This is a genomic window from Pseudomonas sp. MF6776 (genome assembly GCF_016613125.1).
GTDB classification, from domain to species: Bacteria; Pseudomonadota; Gammaproteobacteria; order Pseudomonadales; family Pseudomonadaceae; genus Aquipseudomonas; species Aquipseudomonas iridis.
Genome location: NZ_JAENSQ010000030.1, coordinates 41,930 through 66,562 on the forward strand (window position 1 = coordinate 41,930; position 24,633 = coordinate 66,562).

Annotated in this window: 23 protein-coding genes and 1 pseudogene; 7 read left to right on the top strand and 17 right to left on the bottom strand. The window is 58.7% G+C overall.

The genetic code is table 11. The annotated features are described in order from the left end of the window. Window positions 1-7: 7 nt before the first annotated feature. The 10 genes from JJD74_RS25030 to JJD74_RS25075 are packed head-to-tail and all read right to left on the bottom strand — an operon-like array spanning window position 8 to window position 11,011. A complete protein-coding gene (locus tag JJD74_RS25030) occupies window positions 8-1,144 on the bottom strand; it encodes a glycosyltransferase (RefSeq protein WP_200617042.1) in 1,137 nt (378 codons plus the stop codon). After that, a complete protein-coding gene (locus tag JJD74_RS25035) occupies window positions 1,137-2,105 on the bottom strand; it encodes a glycosyltransferase (RefSeq protein ID WP_200617043.1) in 969 nt (322 codons plus the stop codon). Before JJD74_RS25035 ends, JJD74_RS25030 begins: the two co-directional genes overlap by 8 nt. Continuing rightward, entirely contained in the window at window positions 2,102-3,475 is a 1,374-nt protein-coding gene (locus tag JJD74_RS25040) for an O-antigen ligase family protein (protein ID WP_200617044.1), read from the bottom strand. The genes JJD74_RS25035 and JJD74_RS25040 overlap by 4 nt, the downstream gene beginning before the upstream one ends. Next, window positions 3,472-4,563 carry a glycosyltransferase family 4 protein gene (locus JJD74_RS25045; RefSeq protein ID WP_200617045.1) on the bottom strand — a complete coding sequence of 364 codons (1,092 nt, stop codon included), beginning with the start codon at window positions 4,561-4,563 and terminating at the stop codon, window positions 3,472-3,474. Before JJD74_RS25045 ends, JJD74_RS25040 begins: the two co-directional genes overlap by 4 nt. Beyond that, entirely contained in the window at window positions 4,560-6,152 is a 1,593-nt protein-coding gene (locus tag JJD74_RS25050) for a GumC family protein (protein ID WP_042559770.1), read from the bottom strand. Before JJD74_RS25050 ends, JJD74_RS25045 begins: the two co-directional genes overlap by 4 nt. A 16-nt stretch (window positions 6,153-6,168) precedes the next feature. Further along, window positions 6,169-7,191, bottom strand: a complete 1,023-nt coding sequence (locus JJD74_RS25055; protein WP_200617046.1) for a polysaccharide biosynthesis/export family protein — start codon at window positions 7,189-7,191, stop codon at window positions 6,169-6,171. A gap of 21 nt (window positions 7,192-7,212) precedes the next feature. Then, the gene (locus JJD74_RS25060) at window positions 7,213-7,860 is read right to left on the bottom strand and encodes a CpsD/CapB family tyrosine-protein kinase (protein WP_042559768.1); all 648 of its coding nucleotides are present in this window, start codon (window positions 7,858-7,860) and stop codon (window positions 7,213-7,215) included. Then, entirely contained in the window at window positions 7,860-8,606 is a 747-nt protein-coding gene (locus tag JJD74_RS25065; RefSeq protein ID WP_042559767.1) for a sugar transferase, read from the bottom strand. Before JJD74_RS25065 ends, JJD74_RS25060 begins: the two co-directional genes overlap by 1 nt. 18 nt (window positions 8,607-8,624) lie before the next feature. Then, complete coding sequence (locus tag JJD74_RS25070; RefSeq protein ID WP_200617047.1) at window positions 8,625-9,662, bottom strand: NAD-dependent epimerase; 1,038 nt, start codon at window positions 9,660-9,662, stop codon at window positions 8,625-8,627. Next, window positions 9,659-11,011, bottom strand: a complete 1,353-nt coding sequence (locus JJD74_RS25075) for a UDP-glucose dehydrogenase family protein (RefSeq protein ID WP_042559765.1) — start codon at window positions 11,009-11,011, stop codon at window positions 9,659-9,661. The genes JJD74_RS25070 and JJD74_RS25075 overlap by 4 nt, the downstream gene beginning before the upstream one ends. Window positions 11,012-11,399: 388 nt before the next feature. Here JJD74_RS25075 and JJD74_RS25080 point away from each other — a divergent pair, with 388 nt between their 5' ends. The 6 genes from JJD74_RS25080 (at window position 11,400) to JJD74_RS25105 (ending at window position 18,491) form a co-directional block, all read left to right on the top strand. Then, complete coding sequence (locus JJD74_RS25080; RefSeq protein ID WP_200617048.1) at window positions 11,400-13,097, top strand: sulfatase-like hydrolase/transferase; 1,698 nt, start codon at window positions 11,400-11,402, stop codon at window positions 13,095-13,097. Window positions 13,098-13,295: 198 nt separating this feature from the next. After that, window positions 13,296-13,949 (top strand): ABC transporter ATP-binding protein, encoded by a 654-nt coding sequence (locus JJD74_RS25085; RefSeq protein WP_047300559.1) that lies wholly within the window; start codon window positions 13,296-13,298, stop codon window positions 13,947-13,949. After that, a complete protein-coding gene (locus JJD74_RS25090) occupies window positions 13,946-16,417 on the top strand; it encodes an FtsX-like permease family protein (protein ID WP_200617049.1) in 2,472 nt (823 codons plus the stop codon). Before JJD74_RS25085 ends, JJD74_RS25090 begins: the two co-directional genes overlap by 4 nt. Next, window positions 16,407-17,474: a lipocalin-like domain-containing protein gene (locus JJD74_RS25095; protein ID WP_200617050.1), complete on the top strand. Its 1,068-nt coding sequence runs from the start codon at window positions 16,407-16,409 to the stop codon at window positions 17,472-17,474. The genes JJD74_RS25090 and JJD74_RS25095 overlap by 11 nt, the downstream gene beginning before the upstream one ends. A gap of 163 nt (window positions 17,475-17,637) precedes the next feature. Next, window positions 17,638-17,820: a hypothetical protein gene (locus tag JJD74_RS25100; protein WP_042559760.1), complete on the top strand. Its 183-nt coding sequence runs from the start codon at window positions 17,638-17,640 to the stop codon at window positions 17,818-17,820. A gap of 86 nt (window positions 17,821-17,906) precedes the next feature. Next, the gene (locus tag JJD74_RS25105) at window positions 17,907-18,491 is read left to right on the top strand and encodes a hypothetical protein (RefSeq protein WP_200617057.1); all 585 of its coding nucleotides are present in this window, start codon (window positions 17,907-17,909) and stop codon (window positions 18,489-18,491) included. A 342-nt stretch (window positions 18,492-18,833) separates the two neighbouring features. Here the strand turns inward: JJD74_RS25105 and JJD74_RS25110 are convergent, their stop codons facing one another. Continuing rightward, on the bottom strand, window positions 18,834-19,661 hold the full coding sequence (locus tag JJD74_RS25110) for a glycosyltransferase family 2 protein (protein WP_200617051.1): 828 nt from the start codon (window positions 19,659-19,661) through the stop codon (window positions 18,834-18,836). A gap of 229 nt (window positions 19,662-19,890) precedes the next feature. On the opposite strand from JJD74_RS25110, the gene JJD74_RS25115 reads away from it, so the two are divergent. Beyond that, window positions 19,891-20,703: a VanW family protein gene (locus tag JJD74_RS25115; RefSeq protein ID WP_200617052.1), complete on the top strand. Its 813-nt coding sequence runs from the start codon at window positions 19,891-19,893 to the stop codon at window positions 20,701-20,703. Between the two features lie 45 nt (window positions 20,704-20,748). Here the strand turns inward: JJD74_RS25115 and JJD74_RS25120 are convergent, their stop codons facing one another. The 6 genes and pseudogenes from JJD74_RS25120 to JJD74_RS25145 form a co-directional block, all read right to left on the bottom strand. Then, window positions 20,749-21,246 carry a hypothetical protein gene (locus JJD74_RS25120; RefSeq protein ID WP_200617053.1) on the bottom strand — a complete coding sequence of 166 codons (498 nt, stop codon included), beginning with the start codon at window positions 21,244-21,246 and terminating at the stop codon, window positions 20,749-20,751. A 27-nt stretch (window positions 21,247-21,273) separates the two neighbouring features. Then, complete coding sequence (locus JJD74_RS25125) at window positions 21,274-21,756, bottom strand: hypothetical protein (protein ID WP_234451863.1); 483 nt, start codon at window positions 21,754-21,756, stop codon at window positions 21,274-21,276. Between the two features lie 43 nt (window positions 21,757-21,799). Further along, window positions 21,800-22,735 carry a DUF6708 domain-containing protein gene (locus JJD74_RS25130; RefSeq protein ID WP_200617054.1) on the bottom strand — a complete coding sequence of 312 codons (936 nt, stop codon included), beginning with the start codon at window positions 22,733-22,735 and terminating at the stop codon, window positions 21,800-21,802. 51 nt (window positions 22,736-22,786) lie between these two features. Then, a complete protein-coding gene (locus JJD74_RS25135) occupies window positions 22,787-23,701 on the bottom strand; it encodes a DUF6708 domain-containing protein (RefSeq protein WP_200617055.1) in 915 nt (304 codons plus the stop codon). Further along, a complete protein-coding gene (locus tag JJD74_RS25140; protein WP_200617056.1) occupies window positions 23,698-24,357 on the bottom strand; it encodes a hypothetical protein in 660 nt (219 codons plus the stop codon). The genes JJD74_RS25135 and JJD74_RS25140 overlap by 4 nt, the downstream gene beginning before the upstream one ends. Before the next feature lie 158 nt (window positions 24,358-24,515). Beyond that, window positions 24,516-24,633: pseudogene (locus JJD74_RS25145) on the bottom strand (IS30 family transposase); the annotation flags it as partial.

Here is a 24,633-nt window from a genome sequence, read left to right on the forward strand (position 1 = left end):
TCCTTTTTTATCGATTCTGTTCCGGATTCCACTGGGCATACCGCTGGCCGCGCAGGAACTGCCACAGGCCGAGGCTCATCCCCGCCAGAGTGATCAGCAAAAACGCCGCCAGACGGAAGGGTTTGGGCAAGCGGTGTTGCGAATCGAGCAGGCCGGCGATGGCGATCGTGTAGCCGATCAACTGCGCGATCAGGCTTAAGCGATAAAAGCCGTGTTCTTGCCACAGCCAGAAGTTGCTCAGCAGCAAAGGCAGCAACAGCACGGGCGCCAGTCGGCGGATCAATTTGTGGCTGATCAAGGCGATCGAATACAGGCCATGCTTGAACGGATTGAGCAGCTCGCTGCGTTGCGCCAGGCTCTGCAAGCCGCCGACGGTAACGCGCTGACGCCGGCGAAATTGCTTGCCCGCCTCGTCGACGCCATGGTCGATCACTTGCGCTTCGGGCACGTAGACGATGCGTTTGCGTGCCACCGGAGCGCAGGTGCTGATGAAGAAATCGTCGTTGACCTCCGCTGGTACGTTCTGGAACAACTCGCGGCGCAGGGCGAGCAGGGCGCCATCGGCGGAGACCATGCAACCGGTGCGATTCTCCATACGGCGCAACCAGCCTTCGTAATGCCGATACAGGCTGTCACCGACGCTCAGGCCCCCGCCGGTGACCGGAATCACCATGTGCCCGGCACAGGCGCCAACTTGCGGATCGCTCAACGGCGCGAGCAAGTGGCCGAGGGTGTCGCGTGACCATTGATTGTCGGCATCGGTGAACACCAGAATATCGCCGGTACTCAGCGCGGCGCCGGCATTCAGGGTCGCGGCCTTGCCCTGGCGGGGCAGGTCGAGCACGGTGATGCGCGGGTCGACCACTTTGCGCGCGCAAGCCACGGTGTCATCTGTCGAGCCATCGCTGGCGAGGATGATCTGCAACGTTGCCGGCTGATAATCCTGAGCCAGCAGCGTGCGCAACTTGTGCTCGATGTGCCGCGCCTCGTTGTGCGCGGCGATCACGATGCTGATGTTCAGCGCCGGCGCCGGAGTATGGCGCCAGGCCGGGAACAGCGGCGCCAGCAGCGTCAGCAGCAGCGGATAGCCGAGATAGGCGTAGACCGGCAATAACAGGCACATCCAGAAAATGAACTCAGCCACGGGCAGGCCTCCTTGCGTTCCAATGACACAGACTCAGAATGAATGCGGCACCGGCCAGGTGCAGGCGCATCCAGTGCAAGCCCCACAATTGCAGGGTCAGGCCGATGTTTCGGTGTTTGATGCTCTGGCGAATGCTCAGTACCAGGCCGGGCACCAGGGTCAAGGCGACCATCAGTGTCGCGTGATGCGGGAAGCCGTCGAGCAGTGCCGAAATGGCCAGAAAATCCAGAACCCACACCGCGATCGACAGCAGGGGGAAGCGCAGCAGGCGCAGGCTCAAGCCATGGGTACGCAGCAGTTGCAGATGACTGCCCTGACGCCACATCTCCTTGCCCATCCACTCGCGCCAGTTCATTTCGTAGCCCCAGTGCAACGCGACCTGCTCATTGACCGACAGCAGGCGTGCACCGTGCTCGCGCAGGCGCAAGGTGAATTCCTTGTCTTCGCCGGTACGCAGGCTTTCGTTGAAACCGCCGACCTTGTCGAACCAGTGCTGGCGCATCAACAGGTTGGAACTGGGCAGCCAATCGACGACATGGCTGGCGTGGCTGGTTGGGCGCAACGTGCGGCGCTGCCATGCGGTGGCGTACCACGGCGCGGCGGCGGGCGTGTGCAGATCCAGGCCAAAAACATCGGCCTGGCCGCTGGCTTCGATGTCCAGCAGTGGGGTGAGCCAGTCTTCCGGCATCTCGACGTCTGCGTCGATGAACGCCAGCCATTCACCGCTGGCGATCGCCGTGCCGCGATTGCGCAACGCGCCGATCAACAGGCCCGGCATCACCAGCACCTGAGCGCCGAACTGGCGGGCAATCTGCGGGCCCTGATCGCTTGAACCGTTGTCGACCACGATCAATTCGCACTCGACATTGGCGGCGTGCGCGGCTTTTTGCGCAGCGAGCAGCGTGCGGCCAATGTGCCGAGCCTCGTTGTACATCGGAATGACGATACTGATCCGGCTCATGCGCGGGCCTCCTTCGTCAATGGCGCTTGTTCGGCTTTGAGGCGCAGCACGCTCGTCATGGCGAGCATGATCCACACGTATTTCTGGTTCGGTGCGCTGAGGAACATCAGAAACAGCGTCAGCGACAGAAAGCTCACGCCCAGATGCGTCATCAGATCCGCCTGCTGCCAGTCGCGGCGCAGCATCCAGGCGGCCCGCGCACGGATCAGGTTGTACAACCCAAGGCCCAGCATGCCGACAAACAGCAGTCCGGCAGGGACCCCGAGTTCGCTGAAGATTTCCAGGTAGGTGTTGTGTGCACGGCGGTACAGGTCGCCGATCTTGCGGTTGGCGGAAAACGCCTTGGCGTATCCGGTGGTCGCGTAGTGCAGCGGGAAAGTGCCGGGGCCGGAGCCGAGCAGCGGGTTCTCGCGGATCATCTGGCTGCCGACCACGATGTACGAGGCGCGGCGACCCAGGGATTCGTCGTTGTGGCCCTTGGCGCCCGCGCTCAGCACGCTCAGCGATTGAATGCGCGCGAGGTAACCGGCAGGCATCGCATAGATCGCCAACGGAATCACGATGGCCGCGCCAAGCATGGCAAAACCCAAATGCCGTGGGCGAATCCGCTTCAGTTGCGCGCGGTAGTGCCAGCAGCCGATCAACAGACTCAACGCCAGCACCACCAGCCCGGAACGCGACTCGGTTTTGGTCATGCCGCCCAACAGCAGCAGGCAGCAACCGGCCCAGAACAACCGATGCCACAGGTTCGGGCTGCGGATCACCAGCAGCAGGCCCAGCGGAATGGCGAAGGCAATCAGCAGGGCGAACGCGTTGGGGTCTTCAAGCAGCCCGGCGGCGCGGCCCTGGTCCTGGAATTTGCTTGAGAACATCGCCATGGCGCAGGTGGTGCTGACCGCCAGGGTCACCAATCGGGCGAACAGGTCGAGGTTAAGCTCGCGGCCGATCAGCAGGGTGATGACAAACAGGATCAGACCGACACCGAGTTCGCGCAGGTGCCCCAGCGACAAGCCCATGTCATCGGTGTTGAACAGGCTCAGAAAGTACAGAACCATGAACCAGATCAGGTAGCGCCAGATATTACTGCGCAGGCGCTCCGAGGGAATCTGGTGCAGCGCCAGTTGCAGCATCAGGATCACCGCCAGTGATGCGCCGATCAGCTTGCTTCCGGACAGCATGTTGTCCTTGAAAAAACCTTCGAACGGCACCAGAGCGGCGATGCCGAGCAAGCCCCAGGACGGCTTGCGATACAACACGGCAAACCCTACCAGACCCAGGACTGCCCCCGGCGCCAGATACGGATAAGGGCTGGCCAGCAAAGCAATGCAGACCAGACTGAGCAGACTGACGATCGAGAGCGGGAAAATCATGCGCGTGCCTCCCGTGCCGTGCGGATGTACAGCTGCGACCAGCGCTCGGCGAGAGCCTTGAGGTCGTAGCGATCCAGTTGCGTGCGTTTTGCGTTATCACGCAGTTGCCGCGCCAGTTTCGGCTCGGTCAACAGCGTGTCGAGCTGACGGGCGAGGGCCGCGCTGTCGACGGGTTCGACGAGCAAACCGTTGTGTCGGTGTTCCAGCACATCGGGAATCCCGCCAACGCCAAACGCCACCACCGGCACACCGGCCTGCATCGCCTCCAGCAAAATCATCGGCGTACCCTCGGTGCGCGAGCTGATCACCAGCGCATCGAGTTGCTGCCACCACGGTTGCATGGCGATCTGGTAACCCGGCAGACGAATCCGTTGCTGCAAGCCAGCGGCATCGATTCGCGCCTGCAATACCTCGCGTTCCGGGCCGTCGCCGAGCATCACCGCATCCAGTTGCGCATGTTGATGACACAGCGGGATCAGCGCATCGAGAAACAGATCCGGGCCTTTCTCGCTGCTCAGACGCCCGACATAACCCGCGAGCCAGCGCTGCCGGCCGACGTCATGCACCAGCGCCGCCGCGGCTGGCAAACCATTGGGAATTACCTGCAGCTTCTCCGCCCGTACGCTGGCCTGACGGTGCAGCAGCGCGATGCTTTCCGCGACGCAGACCACCCGATTTACCGAGGCGGTGCGGCACAGTTGCAGGCTCAACCAGGTGTAGAACTTTTGCTTGCGGCTACGCGGGGTGAAGCCGTGTTGGGTGATCACCAGCGGCAGGCGCAACAACGTCGCGCCGACCCAGCCAAACAACAGGCCTTTGAAGTTGTGGGTGTTGATCAGCGGCTGCTCGCTTTGCCGATGCCGCAAATGCCGCAGCAACTCCCCCAGCCCGGCACAGCCCCGGCAGTCCACCCCGGCCTCACGAAACCGCGCGATCAGCTCTGCTGGGGCGTCAAGGAACAGCACCTGATGCTGCCCCGGCGTCGCCAGGCAATGATCCAGCAACATCCGTTCGGCCCCATAGAAACCGCCGCTGCTGAGCAAATGAATGATCGGCAGGGCGGCATTCGGGGCGGGTGCGGTGTTCAATTGCGCACCCAGTGCAGGAAGCTTGGCACCGTCCAGCTCTTGTGCGGATTGCTTGGCAGCACATTCTGGTCGTTGATCACCAACAGCACCGGCAAGCCCAGTTCGTGGCTGATTTGCGCCGGGTGTTTGAAGCGGTGATCGAAGAACTCACGCACGTAGACCAGTGCGATCGCCAACAACAGACCGGTGAGCAGGCCGAACGGGATAATCAGCCCCGGTTTCGGGAAGGCCGCCTCGGTCGGTTCGAACGGCGGGCTGAGTACCCGGGCGTTGGACAGGTCGTCGTTGAGCGAGCGCGTGGTGCTGCTTTCGGCAAAGCGCTGGGCGTAGGTCGAAAAAGCGGCGTGCATCGCATCAATCTCGGTGTCCATCTGCCGCAGCTTGCTCTGGGTTTGCTGCAACTCGTGGATGCGGTTTTTGAACTCGGTGATGCGCGCGGTTTTCTGGTCGATCACCTGCTTGACCACGGCCAGATCGGCGGTGCGTTCCTGGATGCGGTTGCTCACCACTTTGAGGAACTGCTGACGGGTGCGGGCGATTTGCTCACGGGTCAGCAGCATCGGTTCACTGCCAGGCTGGAAGACCGCCAGGTCGTTCATGTAACGGCTGACCTGCGTGGTCAGTTGTTCGCCCATCTGTTTGATTTCCCGGTCCTCGAACGCCACGTTGTCGACGGTGGTGGTGAAGGTGAAGGGAAAAGTGTAATCGTTGAGCTTGCTGCTACTGGCGGCGGCCATAGCGGTTTTCAGGTATTCGAGCCAGCGCTGGCTCTGCAACAGGCGATCCTGATACAGGTTCAGTGCCTGCTCTTCGGTGTTGATCGCGTTCAGGCGGAAGGTAATCTCTTCCTTCGGATCCGAGGCGCCGACACTTTCCAGCAAGGCCTGACGGTTGCCTTCCAGACCATCGAGACGCACTTGATAGAGGTGCTTTTTCGATTCGTAGAAGGACTGCGGCAGGTCGATCGATTGCAGCGCCTGACGGCTGACCAGATAGTTCTGCAGCAGGGCACCGACAAACGTCGTGCCTTGATGCGGGTCCGGGAAGCTGTAGATGATCGAGATCACGTTGGAGCCGGGCAGGGTCTCGATCTTCAGGCTATCGATGGCCTGTTGGGTCAGCGCATCGAGCGTGGTGTCACGCACCGGATCGGTCTCCAGCCCGAGCATGTTGCGCGTCGGGTTGATCACGTATTCGCGCAGCGGCGAACTGACGTAGCGCTTGAACGGCTCGCTCACCAGTTTGCTGAAGATGCCCGGCGAAGGCGTGTATTCGCCCTTGTCGCGCAACTCGCTGATGGTCTGGCGGATCAGCGCTGGCGACCGGAGGATGTTGCTCTCGGTTTCCATGTCCGCCAGCGACGGCGGAATGAACGTGGCGTTGTCCACCGTCAGCGACGTGGTGGCGTCACCCTGGGAGAGTTTTTTCGACTGCACGATCACCTGCGCGGTGATATCGAAGCTCTGTTTGAGCACCAATGGCAGCAGGAGGGCGATGACTGCAAAGATCAGGAAGACCCGTTTCACCAGTTGCTTGTTGGCGAAGAAGATCCTGAAGAACTCGTGCAGGTAGTTTTCCTTTGGGTTCATGTTGGTCACCTGAGAGTTAGTTATCACTGTCTTTGTTGTCGACGCGGTAGCCGAAGCTGAAGCCCACGCCCTGGAACAACACCACGTCCGCCAGTTGCCGAGCCAGTTCACCGGCGCTGGCCAGTTTGGTTTTCGGCACAAAAAGCATGTCGTCGGGTTGCAGATAAGCGATTTGCGAAGCATCGCCGGACAAGGCTTTTTCGACGTCGTAGTGCACTGCCTGCACCTGATTGCCGTTGCGGCGCATGATCACCACCGAGTCCAGCCGCGCCTTGACGTTGGTGCCGCGCGCCAGGGTCAGCGCCTCAAGCACCGAGACGGGTCGACGGATCGGGTAGGAACCCGGTTGGCCGACTTCGCCGAGTACGTAAATCTCATTGCCGGCGGTGGACTTGAGCAGCACGTCCACCGTCATACGGCCCGGCAGTTGCGCGTACTTCTGATTAAGGAAGGTTTCCAGCTGATTGATGGTCATGCCTTGTAGCGGCACGGCGCCGATTTCCGGAAAACTGGCGTAGCCGTCAGTGCCGACGGTGATCTCGCGGCTCATGCCGGTGGCCGGGTGGTTCAGTGCATTTTTCAGGTTCTGTTCGTTGGTCAACGGGCTGATGATCTGCACCGTCAGCTGATTACGGTTGGGCTGGAACAGTTGTTTGCGCTGATAGACCCGCTGGATTTCCTGCCGCGCCTCATCGCTGGTCAGCCCGGCGATTTTCACCGAGGTATTGGCGCCCGGCAGTTCGATGGTGCCGTCGGGCAGCACCAGTTGGTTGCCGTTGAGCTGGCTGGCAGCGGTGAAATTCAGACCGATCTGATCACCCGACTGCACGCGGTAGGCCTCCGAGCCGCTGGTGCTGATGCGGAAGATCACGTCCAGCACATCCTGCGGGCGCAGGGTCTGCTCGATCTTCGGCATATCGGTTGCCTGGGCGTTGGCCGGGGTGGCGGTGAGGATATTCACCGGCATGTTGCGGGTATCGGAATTGCTGGAGCAGCCCGCAAGCGGCAGCAACAGCAAGACAAGCATTTTGGCGTTCATGGCGTCATCCTTTGCGGTTGCTCACAGATTTTTGTAAAGCCACTTGGGCATGTAGTACTTGCGCCGGTTGAACACGCTGCCGACCACTTTCGCCCCGGCCTGGGTAAGGCGTTGCACGGCGGCCTGGGCGACTTCCCAGCGAGTGTCTTCGGCGCGAACCACGAACACCACGCCATCGACCTGAGTGCTGATGACCAGCGTGTCGGCGGCGGAATACACCGCGTCGCCATCGATCACCACGAAGCGGTACCGGCTGCCCAACTGATCGAGCAACGGACTCAGGCGCTCGGCGGTCAGGTGTTCCATGGTGCGGATCGGCCGGCCGTTGGGCAGCACGTCGAATGGCAGGCTCGAAATCTGCACCACACAGTCCTGCAACAGCGGCGGGTTGTCCGGGTTGAACAGCAGGTCGCGCAGGCCGCGCTCCTTGCTCAGGTTCATCTGCTGGGTCAGGTTGCTCGCCGATTGGCTAGCGTCGACCAGCAGCACCTGGCCGCTGCTCATCTGCGCCAGTTGACTGGCCAGTGCCAGCGCGCTGGTGGTGGTGCCGGCGCCGGGGTTGGCGGCGGTCAGGAACAGAATCCGCAGATCCAGATCCAGCACGGTCGAGGTCAGGTTCGATTCGCTGGGGTTGGCGATGCTCAGGCTTTTATTGGTTGAACCGTCCATTAGCTTGCTCCGTGGCCGCTGAATACTTTGAAGGGGGTTTTCAACAGGATCTTCAGATCAAGCAGAAGGCTCTGCTCGGCGATATAGCTGAGGTCCAACTCAACGCGCTGGTCGAAGTCGATGTTGCTGCGTCCGGAGATCTGCCACAGGCCGGTCATTCCGGGATAGATGCTCAAGCGAGCGAGGTGATTGTCCTTGTAGCGGTAAGCATTGAAGGAGGTCGGACGGGGGCCGACCAGACGCATGTCGCCGCTGATCACGTTGATCAGGTTGGGCAGTTCGTCGAGGCTGGTGCGGCGCAGAAAGCCGCCGATGCCGGTGATTCTCGGGTCCTTGTCGATCTTGAAATCAATCGCGTCGGCCCCGTGCTTGTTCAGGTGGCGCAACGACTCCTTGAGGTCTTCGGCGTTGGCAACCATGGTGCGGAATTTGTACATGCCGAATTTGCGCCCGCGATAACCGGTGCGTTTCTGCACGAACATCACCGGCCCCGGGCTGGTGAACTTGACGGCCAGCGCCAGGCCGATCAACAGCGGCGAAAACACCAACAGAATCGCCAGGGCGCCGAGACAAGCCACAATCCGATTGGTCCGCGACACCTGCCATGGCCGGCCACCGTCACGGCCAGTCACCCAACCGCGACCCTGGCGATGAATCGCGGCATCGAGGCGCATGCGGTGCTCGGGGTCTATGCGCTTGTCACGACGCAGTTCCTGCATCGGCATCGCTTTCTCATGTCCAGTCATAACGTTCTCCACTGATGGTCAGCCGCGTGCGGCGCGTGGGCGATAGGCAGTTGGGTAGTAGTCGCGGAACCAGGCGATGAAGCGCCCGAGTCCTTCATTCAGCGCTATCCGGGGCTGAAAACCGGTGGCCTGGGCCAGATCGCTGGCTTCGGCACAAGTGTTGAGGACGTCGCCCGGCTGCAAGGGCAGCAGCTCGACCACAGCTTTTTGACCGAGGTGTTTTTCGATCAGCGCCAGGTAGGTTTTCAGTTCCACCGGGTGCTGGCCGCCGATGTTGAACAGCCGCCACGGCGCCATGCTGCTGGCGGGATCGGGCTGTTCGCGGTTCCATTCAGGGTTGGCTTGTGGCGGTTGCGGGATGAGGCGGGCGATGCTTTCGATGATGTCGTCGATGTAGGTGAAATCGCGCTGATGCTCGCCGTAGTTGAACAGCTTCAGCGGTTGCCCCTCGCTGATCGCCTTGGCGAACTGGATCGGCGACATGTCCGGCCGGCCCCACGGCCCGTACACGGTAAAAAAACGCAGCCCGGTGCAGGGAATGCCAAACAGGTGGCTGTAGCTGTGGGCCATCAGTTCGTTGGCTTTCTTGGTCGCTGCGTACAGCGACAGCGGATGATTGACGCCGTCCTTTACCGAATACGGCGTGGTCTGGTTGGCGCCATACACCGAACTCGACGAGGCGTAGATCAGGTGCTCGACCGGATGCTGCCGGCAGCTCTCCAGAATGTTGAGGAAACCCTGCAGATTGCTGTCCAGGTAGGCCCGCGGATTCTCCAGCGAATAACGCACCCCGGCTTGCGCGGCGAGGTGGATTACCACTTGTGGACATTCCCGGACGAACAGCGCTTCGATGGCCGACGCATCGGCCAGGTCAACCGTAGCGAGCTGGAAATCGCCGACCTGCTCGCGCACCCATTGCACGCGATCGTGCTTGAGCTGCGGATCGTAGTAGGCGTTGAAATTATCCAGACCGACCACTGTGTGTCCATCGCGCATCAGCCGCAAAACGCAATGGGCACCAATGAAGCCGGCCGCGCCGGTGACCAGGATTTTCATGGGCGCAGCCCTTCGGGGGCGATGTGGCGCAGGCCGATGCCGCTGTAATGCAGGCCTGCAGCGGCCAGATGTTCCGGGTTGTAGAGGTTGCGACCGTCAATCACCACCCGCGCCCGCAGCTTGCTGGCCAGCCATTCGAAATCCACCACGCGGAAGTTTTTCCACTCGGTGCAGATCACCAGCGCATCGGCATCTTCCAGCGTGTCGTCACGGGTGGCGCACAGGTGCAAATCGTTGCGGTAGCCATAGAGGCGCCGGCACTCGGACATGGCTTCCGGGTCGTAGGCCTGCACGCTGGCACCTTCGGCCCACAGCGCATCCATCAAGTAACGGCTGGGGGCTTCACGCATGTCGTCGGTATTGGGCTTGAACGCCAGGCCCCAGATCGCGATGGACTTGCCGGCCAGGCCCTGGGGGAACTGCGCTTTCAGTTTGCTGAAAAGGATGTGCCGCTGACTGTCGTTGACGTCAGTGACGCTGCGCAGCAGTTTCAACGGCATGCCGTTGTGTTCGGCGGTGTGCAGCAGGGCGCGCAGATCCTTGGGAAAACACGAGCCGCCGAAGCCGCAGCCCGGATAGATAAAGTGATAACCGATGCGCGGGTCGGAACCGATGCCCTTGCGTACTGATTCGATGTCGGCGCCCAGCAACTCGGTGAGGTTGGCCAGCTCGTTCATGAAGCTGATGCGCGTGGCGAGCATCGCGTTGGCCGCGTATTTGGTCAGCTCGGCGCTGCGGTTATCCATGAACATGAGTTTTTCGTGGTTGCGGCAGAACGGCGCGTACAGCTCGCTCATTTGCTCGCGGGCCTCTTCATCGCGGGTGCCGACGATGATCCGGTCGGGGCGCATGCAATCGGCGAGGGCGCTGCCTTCTTTGAGGAATTCGGGGTTGGAGACCACGCGCACGTTCAAATCGGTCCTGCCGCGGCGCAGCAATTCGCTGTTGGCGGTGGCGAGGACTTGATCGGCGGTACCGACCGGCACCGTGGATTTGATGATCAGGGTACGATCGGCCTCCATTAAACCGGCGATCTGACGGGCAACGTTGAGCACATGGCTGAGGTCCGCGGAGCCGTCTTCATCGGCCGGGGTGCCAACCGCGATGAAAATCAGCTCGGCGTGTTCGACCGCGTCGCTGGCCTGAGTGCTGAACAGAAGGCGCGCAGCCTTGATGTTTTCTTCAAGTGCGCTGGACAGCCCTGGTTCGCTAATGGGCGGCACGGCTTGTTGCAGTTGTTTAATCTTCTTCGGGTCTATGTCAACACATAAAACCCGATGTCCGACATCTGCAAGTGCAGCAGCTTGTATAAGTCCAACATAGCCCGTGCCAAATACGCTCACGTCCATCTGCGCACCCTCGATAGAGCGAAAAGAAGAAGTTTTTAGAAGACCGTAGAAGGGGTATAGCGCAGTGTTTGAAAAGCGTGTCAGCAAAATGACATGTTGCACCTGTATAACACTTGAGGGTTTTTTGGCGATTGGCCATCAAGTCATTGCTGCGATTGGATTTGTTGATTTTTTGCAGATTTGTTCAGATTCAGAATAAGCGATAAACGGTTGTAAGCCTTACATTTCAAGGCTTCTGGCGCTGAAGGTGTGTCAGATTTGAGTCAACGTTTTTTTGACGCTTTACCGGAGAATCAGTCAATTCTTGCGCTTTGATGGCTGGGTGCTAGTGTCAGGTTCTACCCGACAAACCTTTGACTCCCCGCTTTTTTGCACGACCGGTATCGCCATGTTCAGATATGCGAAAGAACTGCTTTTAATTATCTATTTGTTGTTTTACTCCGCTTATTACATTGAGCGGGTAAATGCTATCGGCCTGGGTTTTTCTATACTTCTTTTTGGCGCGATGTTTTTGGCGCTAACTTTGGCGTTATATCTAACGGCGTATATACGTCAGACACTCATTCGACATCTATTCGCATTGGTGATGTTTGGTTCGGCGGTGTTTTTCGACATCTATACCCGTGTCACCGCGGATTACCTGAGCTACAGCAATTTCGTCTCGCTGGTGTATTCCGGCGGCTTTATTCAGGAAGCGGCGTACCAGTACCGGGACGCAATCATCCGTAGCGCGCTCAATGGCTTGCTGCTGTTGTTTGCCATCGGTCTCAAGCCGCGCCATTCGCTCATGGTGCCGAACGCGTTGCGCGTGGCGGCGCCGTTGTGTGGCGTGCTGCTGCTCAGCGCCGTGCTGTTTTTGCGCGCGGGCGAGGGTGCCCGGGGTTTGCCGATCATGTATACGCCGTTGGCCTATCTGAACCTGTTTGCCTATGAAGCGCTGCACAACACCGTCGGCCCGCGTGAGCCGGTCACGCTGGCGCGCAGTTCGCAAGCGGTGGGGCATGACATCGTGCTGATCATCGACGAAAGCATCTCCGGCAATTATCTGGATATCAACGCGCCATTTGGCGTGCACAGCAACCTCAAACAGCCCCACGCAGGCGTCGACATCTTCAATTACGGTTATGCGGCGTCCATCGCCAATTGCAGCGCCGACACCAACATCACCCTGCGCTACGGTGGCACCCGCGCCGACTACATGCGCATCAACAGCACCCTGCCGTCGATCTGGCAGTACGCAAAAAAGGCCGGCCTGCGCACGGTGTACATCGACGCCCAACGTACCGGTGGCAACCTGCAGAACCTGATGAACGACGCCGAGATAAAGGACATCGACGAGTTTGTCCAATTCGACCGCACCAGCGTGCGCGACCGCGATATGGCCGCCGCCGCGAAGCTGATCGAGCTGCTCAACGACGACAAGCCCGAGCTGATCCTGATCAACAAGGTCGGCGCGCATTTTCCGGTGCACGACAAATACCCGGATGCCTTCATGGCCTACCGCCCGACCTTGCCGCGCGGGCAGTTCACGGAAGTCGCCGATACCGGTGAACGGGACGGTTTCAATGGTCAGGTGGATGACTGGGTGCTTTACCGCAACGCCTACAAAAACGCGGTTTTATGGAACGTCGGCGAGTTTTTTGCGCGGGTGTTGGCCAAGGGCAATCTGAACAATGCACTGCTGATCTATACCTCCGATCACGGGCAGGATCTGCACGAACGCGGCAACCCGGGGCTCAATACCCATTGCGGCGGGGACCCGGTGGAGGAGGAGGGCCTGGTGCCGCTGGTGGTGATTCAGGGCCGCGATCTGAAAACCTTCGACTGGTCGGCGCAGTTGGCGGCGAACAAGGATCGCTCCAGTCACTACAACATCTTCCCGACGCTGTTGCAGTTGATGGGTTATGACCTGGCGGGCATCGAATCGGTGTACGGCAAGCCGCTGACGGTGCCGACGGTGGATGAGTTCACCTTCAACTATCGCTTCAATGCGCGGTTGGGGGCCAAGCCGGAGTGGAAACATATTGATCTGGGCAGCATTGTGACGCCGACGCAGGCGCCGGCGAGTGTGGCGGCGGGGCAGTAGGTTTTGTATGGGCAGAACTGGCCTCATCGCTGGCAAGCCAGCTCCCAGAGTAATTGAGGGTGTTCACACTATGGCGTTCACCCTCGCACCCTGTGGGAGCTGGCTTGCCAGCGATGAGGCCGTGTGATTCAACGCAGGATTCAGGTCTGTCACCGTCATCCGCTATTCTTGCCCCACACTGACTCATCAGGTGGCGGCATGCTCCAGATCCAAAACGTTTGCAAAAGTTACCTTACCCCCCAAGGTCCGTTACCCGTGCTGCAAGGCGTCGACCTGACGCTGGAACCCGGGAGCAGTCTGGCGTTGATGGGCGAATCCGGCAGTGGCAAAAGCACCTTGCTGCACTTGATCGCCGGTCTCGACAAGGTCGACAGCGGCAGCATTCGCAGCGGCGAGCAGCGGCTCGAAAGCATGAACGAAGCGCAACTGGCCAACTGGCGGCGCACGGAAATCGGCTTGGTGTTCCAGCAATTCAACCTGATCGGAAGCTTGCGCGTCGAAGACAATCTGGCGTTTCAGGCACGCCTGGCCGGGCGTCACGATCCGCGTTGGCAAGCGCATCTGGTGCAACGTCTGGGCCTGGGCGATTTGCTCAAACGCTATCCCGAGCAGCTCTCGGGCGGCCAGCAGCAGCGTGTCGCGTTGGGCCGGGCGCTGGCCTCGCAGCCGAAACTGCTGTTGGCCGACGAACCGACCGGCAGCCTCGATGAAGCGACCAGTGACGAAGTGCTGCGATTGTTGCTGGAGCTGCTCGACGACACGCCGACGACCTTGCTGATGGTCACTCACAGCCCTCGGGTGGCGGCGCGGTTGGCGCAGCGGGTGGTGCTGTCCAGCGGACGTTTGACGTGATTGTCTTCCGGCAAACCCTGCGTGCGCTGCTCAGCCATTGGCGACGGCACCCGGTGCAGTTTTTCAGTGTGCTGACCGGGTTGTGGCTGGCCACCAGCCTGTTGACTGGTGTTGAGGCGCTGAACAGTCAGGCTCGCGACAGTTACGCTCGCGCCAGCCAATTGATCGGCGGCGAACCGCAAGCCAGCCTCAGTACACCGAGCGGTGCGACGTTCCCCCAACAATGGTTCATCGACCTGCGGCGCCAGGGCTGGCCGGTGTCGCCACTGTTGAATGGACGCTTGAGACTCAAGGATCACGACAATCAACGCCTGCAACTGATGGGCATCGAACCGGTGTCGCTGCCTGCGGATTCCGCTGTGGCCGGGCAGGCGATGCCGATCGAGCGTGTCGTCGAATTCTTCACGCCGCCGGGCAGTACGTGGATTTCCCCGGAAACCCTGCAGGCCCTGAACCTGCGCGAAGGCGCCACGCCGCAAACGGTCAGTGGCCAGACGTTGCCGCCGTTGCTGGCGCAAAAGGACATGGCGCCGGGCGTGTTATTGGTCGACATCGGCGTCGCGCAAACCCTGCTCGAACAACCCGCACAACTCTCGCGTTTGCTGTTGCCCAAGGATTTTCACGGCGAGTTGCCGGCCACGCTCAAAGGCCTGTTGCAGCTCAAAAGCAGTGGCGAGGAAAACAATCTGGCGCGCCTGACCGAGAGCTTTCACCTCAATCTTGATGCTTTGGGTTTTCTGTCGTTTGTTGTCGGCTTATTCATCGTGCATGCGGCCATCGGCCTGGCGCTGGAGCAACGGCGCGGCTTGCTGCGCACATTGCGTGCCTGCGGGGTCAGTGCGCGGATGTTGATGGGTTGCCTGATTTTCGAATTGGGTGTGCTGGCGCTGGTCGGCGGAGTGTTCGGGGTGATCAGCGGTTACTGGCTGGCCAGTGTGTTGCTGCCGGATGTCGCCGCCAGCCTGCGCGGGTTGTACGGCGCAGAAGTGGCGGGGCAGTTGCGTCTGAGCCCTTGGTGGTGGTTCAGCGGGATCGGTTTGAGCTTGCTCGGCGCCTTGCTGGCCGGTGCCAACAGCCTGCTTCGCGCAGCCCGTTTGCCGCTGCTGGCGGTGGCGGATCCGCAAGCCTGGCATGAGCAATACACGCGCTGGTTGCGGCGTCAGGGCTGGCTGGCCCTGGTGTTGGGCGTGATTGCGCTGGTGGCGTTGCTTTGGGGCGACAGCCTGGCCAGCGGGTTTGTGCTGATGGCGGGGTTGCTGCTCGGCGCCGCGCTGGCCTTGCCGGTGCTGTTGAGTGGCGTGTTGAATCAACTGCTCGGGCGCAGTCGTTCGGTGCTCGGGCAATGGTTTCTCGCCGACTGCCGCCAGCAATTGCCGGCACTGAGCCTGGCGCTGATGGCGTTGCTTCTGGCGCTGGCGGCCAACATCGGCGCTGGCAGCATGACTGCCGGTTTTCGCCAGACTTTCAACGACTGGCTCGAACAACGCCTGAGCGCCGAGCTTTACATCAATCCGAGCAGCCCGGCCCAGGCCCGCGAGATGTCCACTTGGCTGAAACAGCAGCCACTGGTGACGGCGGTGCTGCCCAACTGGCAAGTCGCGGTCACCTTGCAAGGCTGGCCGGCGGATGTCTACGGGGTGATTGATCATCCTTACTATCGCCAGCACTGGCCATTGCTCGATGCCAGTGGCGGTGATCCATGGGCGCATCTGGCGACGGATGATGCAGTGATGCTCAGCGAGCAACTCGCCCGCCGCCTGCAGGTGCGCGCCGGTGATCGCCTGACGATTCCTGCACCGAATGGCGCGTGGTCGCCGCGCGTGGTCGGCATCTACGCCGATTACGGCAATCCCAAGGGGCACTTGCTGGTCAACAGCAACCATCTGCTGCGCGGATGGCCGCAGTTGACGCCGAACCGTTTCAATCTGCGTATCGACCCACAAAACATTCCGCCATTTCTGAGTGCATTACAGGCGCGTTTTCAACTCGATGACAGCCGCATCGTCGATCAGGCGCGGCTCAAAGGCTGGTCGGTTGAAGTGTTCGAACGCACCTTCGCCGCCACGGCGGCTTTGAACACCTTGACCCTGGCGGTCGCGGGCGTGGCACTGTTTATCAGCCTGTTGACCCAGAGCCAAAGCCGCCTCGGCCAACTCGCGCCGCTGTGGGCGCTGGGCGTGACACGGCGCCAATTGATGCTGCTCAACCTCGGCCAGACCTGGCTGCTGGCGGTGCTGACGCTGGTGTTGGCGCTGCCACTGGGGATTGCGCTGGCGTGGTGTCTGGACGCGGTGATCAACGTACAGGCGTTTGGCTGGCGTCTGCCGTTGCGCGTGTTCCCTTGGCAGCTTTTGCAACTGATGGGGTTGGCGTTGCTGGCCACATTGCTGGCGTCGGCGTGGCCGTTGTATTCGCTGTACCGCACGCAACCGGCGGATCTGCTGAGGACGTTTGCCCATGAGGACTAACTTCGTTGTGCTGATGGTTCTGCTGTTGCTCGGCGGCTGCGATCAGTCAGTGCCCGAGCAAAAGGGCTTTGCCGGGATGGGCAATCAGGCACAGGCATTTACGCCGGTGGTGCCGGGGCGGGTGTTCAGCTTTCCGGCGGATCACGGTGCCCATGAGGGTTTTCGCATTGAGTGGTGGTACGTCACCGCCAATCTCAAGGATCAGCAGGGCAATGATTTCGGCGTGCAATGGACGCTGTTTCGCAGCGCCCTCAAACCGGTGCCGGAGCAGGCAGGTTGGGGCAGTCAAACGATCTGGCTGGGCCATGCGGCAGTGACTTCGGCAACGGCGCATCATGCCGCCGAGCGTTATGCCCGTGGCGGCGTTGGTCAGGCCGGCGTGCGTTTGGCGCCGTTCGAGGCGTGGATCGATGATTGGCAGTTCAGCAGTCAGGCGGTCGATCCTTTGAGTGACTTGCAGCTTAGTGCGCGTGATAGATCATTTGCCTATCAACTGCATCTCACCTCCAGCCGTCCGTTGGTGCTGCAGGGCGACAAGGGGTTCAGCCAGAAATCCGAACAAGGGCAGGCGTCGTATTACTACAGCCAACCGTTTTTTCAGGCCAGTGGCACGTTGCAGATCGATGGCCAGACTTACACCGTCAGCGGCCCTGCCTGGCTCGACCGCGAGTGGAGCAGCCAGCCGCTGACCGCCAGCCAGACTGGCTGGGACTGGTTCTCTTTGCACCTGGACAGCGGCGAACACCTGATGCTTTATCGCATGCGCCAGAAGGAGGGCGCGCCGTACCTGACCGGCACCTGGATCGGCGCTGACGGCCAGACGCAAACGCTGCATAGCGAGCAGATCAAACTTGTCCCGCAAGACACCGCCAAGGTCGCCGGCCGCGCGATGCCGGTGCGCTGGAAGATCAGCATTCCAGACAAGCAACTCGACATCAGCCTCTCGGCGCTCAACCCCAACGCATGGATGGACCTGCGCATTCCCTATTGGGAAGGCCCGGTGCGTGTCAGCGGCAGCCACGGCGGCAAGGGGTATCTGGAAATGACCGGGTACTGATGTGGCTCCTGCGTGGATCCGGTTGAACTCCATTTGGCCGTCGAACCTCTACAAAAGGTACTTCCTGTCGAGGACCAGAGATGAGCGACGACCTGCACAAGGATTCTCCCGCCGTAAACGTCGCCCGCGAACTTGACGACCCTGAAGCCTGAGGACAACACCGATGAAACCTGAATCTGAAAACCAGCATCCTGACGAACCCCGGCCAGCGGGGGAAACCGAGCGCGACAACGACGCGCTGCGTCCTACCGATCCGAAGCAGCGTGAAGAGAGCGCTAAAGGCACGGCCAGTGGCGAATCGACCGCACAGGAAACCGCCGCGCCACAAACCAAAGCCAAGCCCTGACCAGCGTCTATGCTCAGTGACACACCCCGCGCCTGAAATGATTCCGGCGTCGGGTGCTGCCACTCAACGACAGGGAGAGTACGCTTCTGAAGCTTCATGCAATCGCCAGGTCCATCGCCCTCGCAACGCTGCTGTCTGCCTCCAGTCTCTCTGCGTTTGCCGCCGACATACCGCTGTCGGCAACGGTTGAAGCCGACAAAGTCACCACCAAAGTATTAGCGGTTGATGCGCAGAATCATCAGGTTGTGCTGGAAGGCGCCGAAGGCAAGCAGGTTCACGTACAGCTCACGGAGAAGGCGAAAAACCTCGCCAATCTGAAGGTTGGCGACCAGGTTACCGTGGAGGTCATGCGCTCCGTTGCGGCCTATCTCGATACCGATGTGGATAAAGGTCTGCCTGGCACCACCGAGCGAACCGGCGAGCTGCGCAATGCCCCGGGCAGCAGCAATCCCGGCGGCGAGGCTTACCGTCAGGTCCAGGTGCAATTGAAAATCACCAAAATTGATTTGAAGACAAATCAGGTGACGCTGCAGAACCCTGCCGGCGTATCGAAAACCCTCAACGTCGAACGGCCTGAAATTCAGGACAAACTGAAAAATCTCAAAGTCGGGCAGAGCGTTGTAGTCACTTATACCGATGTATTAAAAGTGACCAGTCAGCACGAAAATTGAGTTATAGCTCTACAGGATGACTGCTCTTGTACAGTCTTTGTATTAGAGTAGTCATACTATTAGTTGGTTGTGGGGGCTCTGAAAGTTTCGTGAAAGGTTTATGTGGGGTTTCATCGATAAATATCTATTAACTTTCTTGTACATAATATTTACATTGAAGTATGGCGACATATCCGCCAACTTCTATTAAAATCCTTCGCGTTCGCCCAGTGTCAGGGCTCTTTACCGGTGCATGGATTGCCAGGCCATTACACTGGGCGAACACCTCCATCGGAGCAAATGTATACAATTTCAGTTAAAAAAAAGGGTGACTTTTAAAGTCACCCTTTTTATTGCCGTGAGTTAAACCGATGTTTGTATCCCGCGTTTGTCTCGCTGTCCCTGGAAACGCTCGATAGTCGCCTGATACATTTTCGTCCGACGGTGATTTTTCCCGTAGGTGCCTGCAGCGGCGACCGTTCCTGCTTGGATGTGATCGAGATAACGGAAGATCTTGCGCGGCGACAGCAGTTTGATGCCGTATCCAAGGCTCACCATTCGATCCTGCAGGGTGTAACCGGGTACGCGATCATCCATGCAGAAGTGCAGGCCATGAGACTTCATCAGTCGCACGTTCCACAACGTACAGAAACTTTTCAGGTGAGTTTCCTTATAAGGTCTTGGCGGTTTGGATTTCATCCCCATACGAACTTTTGCCTGACGAACATAATGCTTGCAAAAGCGTGAAGTTAAACGCCAGGTATCCCGCACTATCCCCCGATTGATTTGCTCGACACAACCAACTGCGGCGATGTCCGCACTTTTTGTGCACTCGCGCAGCATCATTTCAAACACTTCTTTGTCATAGACGAAGGTGTCGGTGTGGAGCAAAAACAAGTAATCGGTTTCAACCTGTTCCAGCGCCAGATCAAGTGCCTTGCCATGGGCAATATGGCCCGCTTCTTTGCCCGGAGAAGGCCGCTCGATCAAGTTGATCCAGTCGAGCGAACGCAAATAATCCAGACTCTCATCCGCGGAATCGTTGTCCACCACCCACACTGGAATGCGCTTTTCCTGGGCGTGCTGGTGCAATAGTTCCAGGCACATCCGAGTAATGTCGGCGGTCTTGTAATTGACCAGGACAAGGCTGAAGTTCGGCTGTGGTTGGGTTGGCAGATTAAACGCACTCATAACAGAAAGACTCATCCACGGTTCAATGACGACAGGGGGCTCATGGACCGGGATAGTAGCGATGCAACCTTAGCCGAACCTTAATATGCAGGTCTGGCAGCGCTTCAGAATGTGTCGAAGTGAGTCGAGAGAAAGCCGCTGTATTTGCTTGGCGCGCTCGGGTTAAAGGCTAGAATGCCCGCTCAATTCACGATCCAAGGAAGAAGCGGCGATCGCCGTTGCGTCACGGATGAAACCACTTTCCCTCTACCACCCGGCGTTGTACTGGCTGCGCGTGTGGCAAAAAAGACTGTTCCGGCACATCGCCTGGCACTGCTCCAGCAAGCGTTACGCTCGACCCGTTGTGTCGACCGAACGCCTGCCATTTCGCTACCTCAAACACACCTCGAAACTCATCCGTAAACTCGGCGACTCCGACCTCGCCCTGCAACACAACAAAGTCATCAACCTCAAACTCGCCGTCGCTGCCATCGACGGCGTCATCATTGCGCCTGGCGAACATTTCTCCTTCTGCCGTCTCGTCGGCCGGCCAACGCGTAAACGTGGCTACGTTGAAGGGATGGAATTGTCCTTCGGCGAGGCCCGCACCGGCGTCGGTGGCGGGATATGCCAATTGAGCAATCTGATTCATTGGATGGCCATACATTCACCGTTGGTGGTGGTTGAGCGCTCCAATCACAGCTTCGATCCGTTTCCGGATGAGGGACGAGTACTGCCGTTTGGCTCCGGTGCGGCGATTTTCTATAACTACATTGACCTGGTGCTGCATAACCCGACAGACCGGTGTTTTCAGTTGAAGTTGAATGTCGGGCAGACGCAACTGGAAGGTGAGTTGTTATGTGACCAGTTGCGGGCGTATCGGTATCACGTTTTCCAGGAAGGGCATCGGTTTGTGCGCGAAGGGGAACGGGTATATCGGGAGAATGAGATCTGGCGGGAAGTTCGGGAAAAGGGGCAGGTGGGGGCATTGGTGATGCGCGAAAGGCTTTATCGCAATCGTGTGGTGGTCAAGTATGCGGTGGCGGACGAGTTGATCGGATAGGGCTGGCGCAAATACGCTTTGCTGACGATGGCGCGCCGGATCTGATCAGTTTCTGAAATACAGCTCGTCGAGCTGGCGTCTGCGTATCGACAGATATTCATCCCATACCTTGGGGAAATCCTCATCCTTGGTCAGCGGAAAGGTCAGATAAATGTGTCTTCCGACGACACTGATGTATTGCCGCGCACGTTTGAAGGCCGGCTGCTCGTAAAGCGCAACGCTCTCATCGTAGGCGTCATGGTAATGACGAATACTCACTCGATGCGGGGCGATCATGCCCCGCGCAAAATCGATTACCCAGCAATTATCAACGGCTGTGCTCAAGTACCCGTAAACACCATCACTCGATAAACGAATGCACGAATTGGCCTGGCTACCGTCTTCATCGTTGACCAGAACAATCTGGTCGGCGAAATACTGGATCGTCCTGTTATCGGGCCCTTGCAGGAGCAAGCTCCAACCTTCTGCACCCATGTGGAACTCACCGTTGTTTTCGAAGATGGCGGTCCAGCCGTTGGCGAGTTTGATTTGGCGGGTGTTCATGTGAGTTCCAGATTCAATGGTTCGAGGCTAAAGCGATTCGAGTTCGAGTGTGCAACCAAGGCTACGCAGTCTCTGAAGCTCTTGAGCGAACGAGTATTTCGAAGTGCCAGCATTTTCCTTGTCGTAGGATATTCGGAGCAGCCTGAACAACACGCCTGCTTTATTCCGGCTGGTTTTACCAAGGGCGGCGGTAAGGTCATAACCCGCCGCGGATAGAAACGGGTTCTTCTTCCTCAGGATGTAATAGGCCCTCAGGTTCGAAAACAATCCGTCCGAGTCGATGTAGTTTTCCTCGAGGCTTTGAACGTACTCCTCAAAGATCCGGGTCAGTTTTACTTGCGCTGAGTCCTGGTGCCTCAACACGGCACACATCCCTTGCCAGTTGTTTATGTGCAAGTGGTCGCCCCAGTCACAGCCTCTGGCGAAGTAGAACCCGTTGCCTTTGAAGAAATCAGGGATTTCATGTTGGTCTAAAGCGTTTTGGAAGGTAGCCGTCACTGGCGTACTCATGTGTTGTCCTCAGGTAACGGCGCACGGCTCCCCCTTAAGCCAATTACTGTAGTGGTTGCTCGGCCATTTCTGTCTCACGCTTGGCGATGGCTGCTGCCAACTCAGGAGAGCGTTTGGTCCACTGCTCAGCCGGCAGTGGTTTCGACCATTCTTTTATAGCCGGGGCGTTCAAGTCAGGTGGCGGAACCAGCTTGCGTTCTTGCAAATAAAACCCCAAAGGAGCACCTAAAAAGACAGTGAAGAAAACATCTTTAATTGCAGATTTAAAGTCTCCCTTGGCTGCGGATTTTAATGCGTCGAACAAAATACTAATGGTCCAGCCGATCAAGCCTTTTTGGCTGTTCTCACCCTCAAAATTGCACTTCGGAACGGCTTCCGGCCCAACCTCCATGTAGCTGCGCATGCACTCCCACAGACACATGGCCGTTTCGCCGCCACCGCAACTGAATCCCAAGCTGAAGTCGCGATCCTTTTCGGGTGCATCGGGATCGGGATTGCGAAAGCCCACCACCAATAGACCTTGAGTTGTTTTGCCGTGCTGGCCGACAGAGTCCATTGATATTGCTTGGGCGGTGACCTGTTCCCACGGGACGATCCAGTAACGGCCGTCATCGAATGGCACGCAGACCTCTCGGCGCTGGCGGTTGAAGCGAACAGGTAGCGGCACGGGCTTAGTCAGCCCATGTAAAAGGATCAATATCGGAATACCAACTAGCACCAACGACAATAGGGCTGTTCCCACCAGCCTCTCGCCATTTCGCTCTATGTAGATCATGAGTAAACAGAGCATTACTACCGGCCACAGCACCATGACAGCAGAGCCAATGCTGTAGGAGCCAATATCAAGAAAAACGTCGTTCTTTCGCCAAATGGTATTCAGTACATCCTTGGGCGGCGGCCCCGTCGGGACAGCCGGTGGTGCCAGATAATCCTCTCGTGAGAAAAGTCCTTTGCGGCTGCCTGCTGTGGCGGAAGTCATGCCTTTCCCTCGGGCTTCAAACGTTAGAGCTCTACGGTTCTTAATTTTTACTCATTGCACCGTCTGCATAGCCAATTCGGCTTCACGCTTTGCGATGGCTTCTTCCAGTTCTGGGGAGCGTTTGGCCCAATGCTCGGGAGGAAGGGGTTTGGACCATTCGACGATGGCGGGATCGGTCAGATCAGGTGGTGGTGCGAGTTTCCAATTTTGCAATTTTTCGGCCCAGTATGTTCCTAGGAAAATAACAAAAAACAACCCGTGCAAGACGTCCAGAATGTCGCCTTTGAAAAGGCTGGTAACGATGGAACCGATCTGTGTTTCGGCGTAAGGTTTTCTACCCAATCGGCTATCTGGGATCGCGTCTGGCCCCTTCTCCATGTAGCTGCGCATGCACTCCCAGAGGCTCATAGCCGTTTCACCACCGCCGCAGTTGAACCCTAGACTGAAGTCGCGCTCCTTTTCTGGCGCGTCGGGATCGGGATTGCGAAATCCCACTATCAATAGACCTTGAGTGGTTTTTCCGTGCTGACCCACCGAGTCCATCGCCACTGCTTGGGCAGTAACCTGCTCCCAAGGCACGATCCAGTATCGGCCATCTTTGAATGGCACACATACTTCGCGGCGTTGACGGTTAAAGCGCACAGGAAGAGGGACAGGGCGGCTCAACATGTAGATGAGGATCAAGATCGGAAACCCGCAGAAACACATAAAACCGTACCAGTAGGCAGCATCCAGCGCGTCAAAACCCATGGTTTGCGTTAACCATAAAAAAATCAACAGCACAGGCCATAACACCATCACAAAAGAGCCGATGCTGTATGAGCCGATATCGAGAAACACCTCGTTCTTGTGCCAGATGGTATTAAGGACATCCTTGGGTGTTTGCCGCGTAGGAATGGCAGGTGGCGCCAGATAATGTTCTTGTGATAGCAGTCCCTCACGGCTGCCGGGTGTTGCTGAGGTCATAGCTTGTCCTTTGGACTTAGAAAGCTGGAGTTCTGCTCAGGGCCTATTCGATGAACGATGGCCCTATCCAGTTCAGGGGTTGGTTCGCCTGGACGTAAGGTTATAATTTCACCGTCAGGGCTCAACAGGCCGCCATTAGGCGACAGCGTATAAGAAATACCCTTAGCGCCGCCGATGGTAGCACCGACACCAGCCAGCAATGCCACAGGGCTGAGGTAACACAAACGTAGGGTCAGCCGGGTGAGCGGCTGCGGAAAGCTGCCGCTCAAGCGTAGACCTTGGCCGGCATCGACCGGTATCCAAGTACACAGGCTTCCGTTCAGCCAACTGGCTCCGATATCCGTCGGCGCACCTCTAGTACCAGACCCGAACCCGGCCGAGACAGGGGTCAAGTTGCCACTCATAGACAGATCGATTTGTGCGGCACCTGGAGCAGCCCCTGGCAAATCAATGACCAGTTGGCTAATGCCGTCCTGCGTGATGGTATCGCCCAGCGAACCACTGATCCGCACTTCCCGGGTCTCCATCGCCAATCGTGGCTGGTAGAGGAGCATCATCAGCGCATTGATTTCGTCCAGTTGGGCTTGAGGAGCGATAGTGTTGCTAGTGTTGGCTCGGCGATGGGACCAGCAACAGTTAGCGAGATAGCTTTGCATGGGAGAGGCTTGGCGGAACCAAGCGTACAAATACAGACCGCCGAGAGCCAACAGCAATAGGTTAATTGGGCCCATACCCAAGCGAAAGCGGCGAATTGCGACTGGTGTACTTATCACGTTTGCCAAACGCATGCCTGTGAGACTTAAACCTCCTGAATTCAACACATAAGTGCAACGCTCACCCCTGTATGCACTTCGTACGGCGTCTTCCAGCCCAAGCGCTTGCGCGGGCGTAGATTGATCCTCGCTACTGTCCGATTGACGGCTTCGACGGTC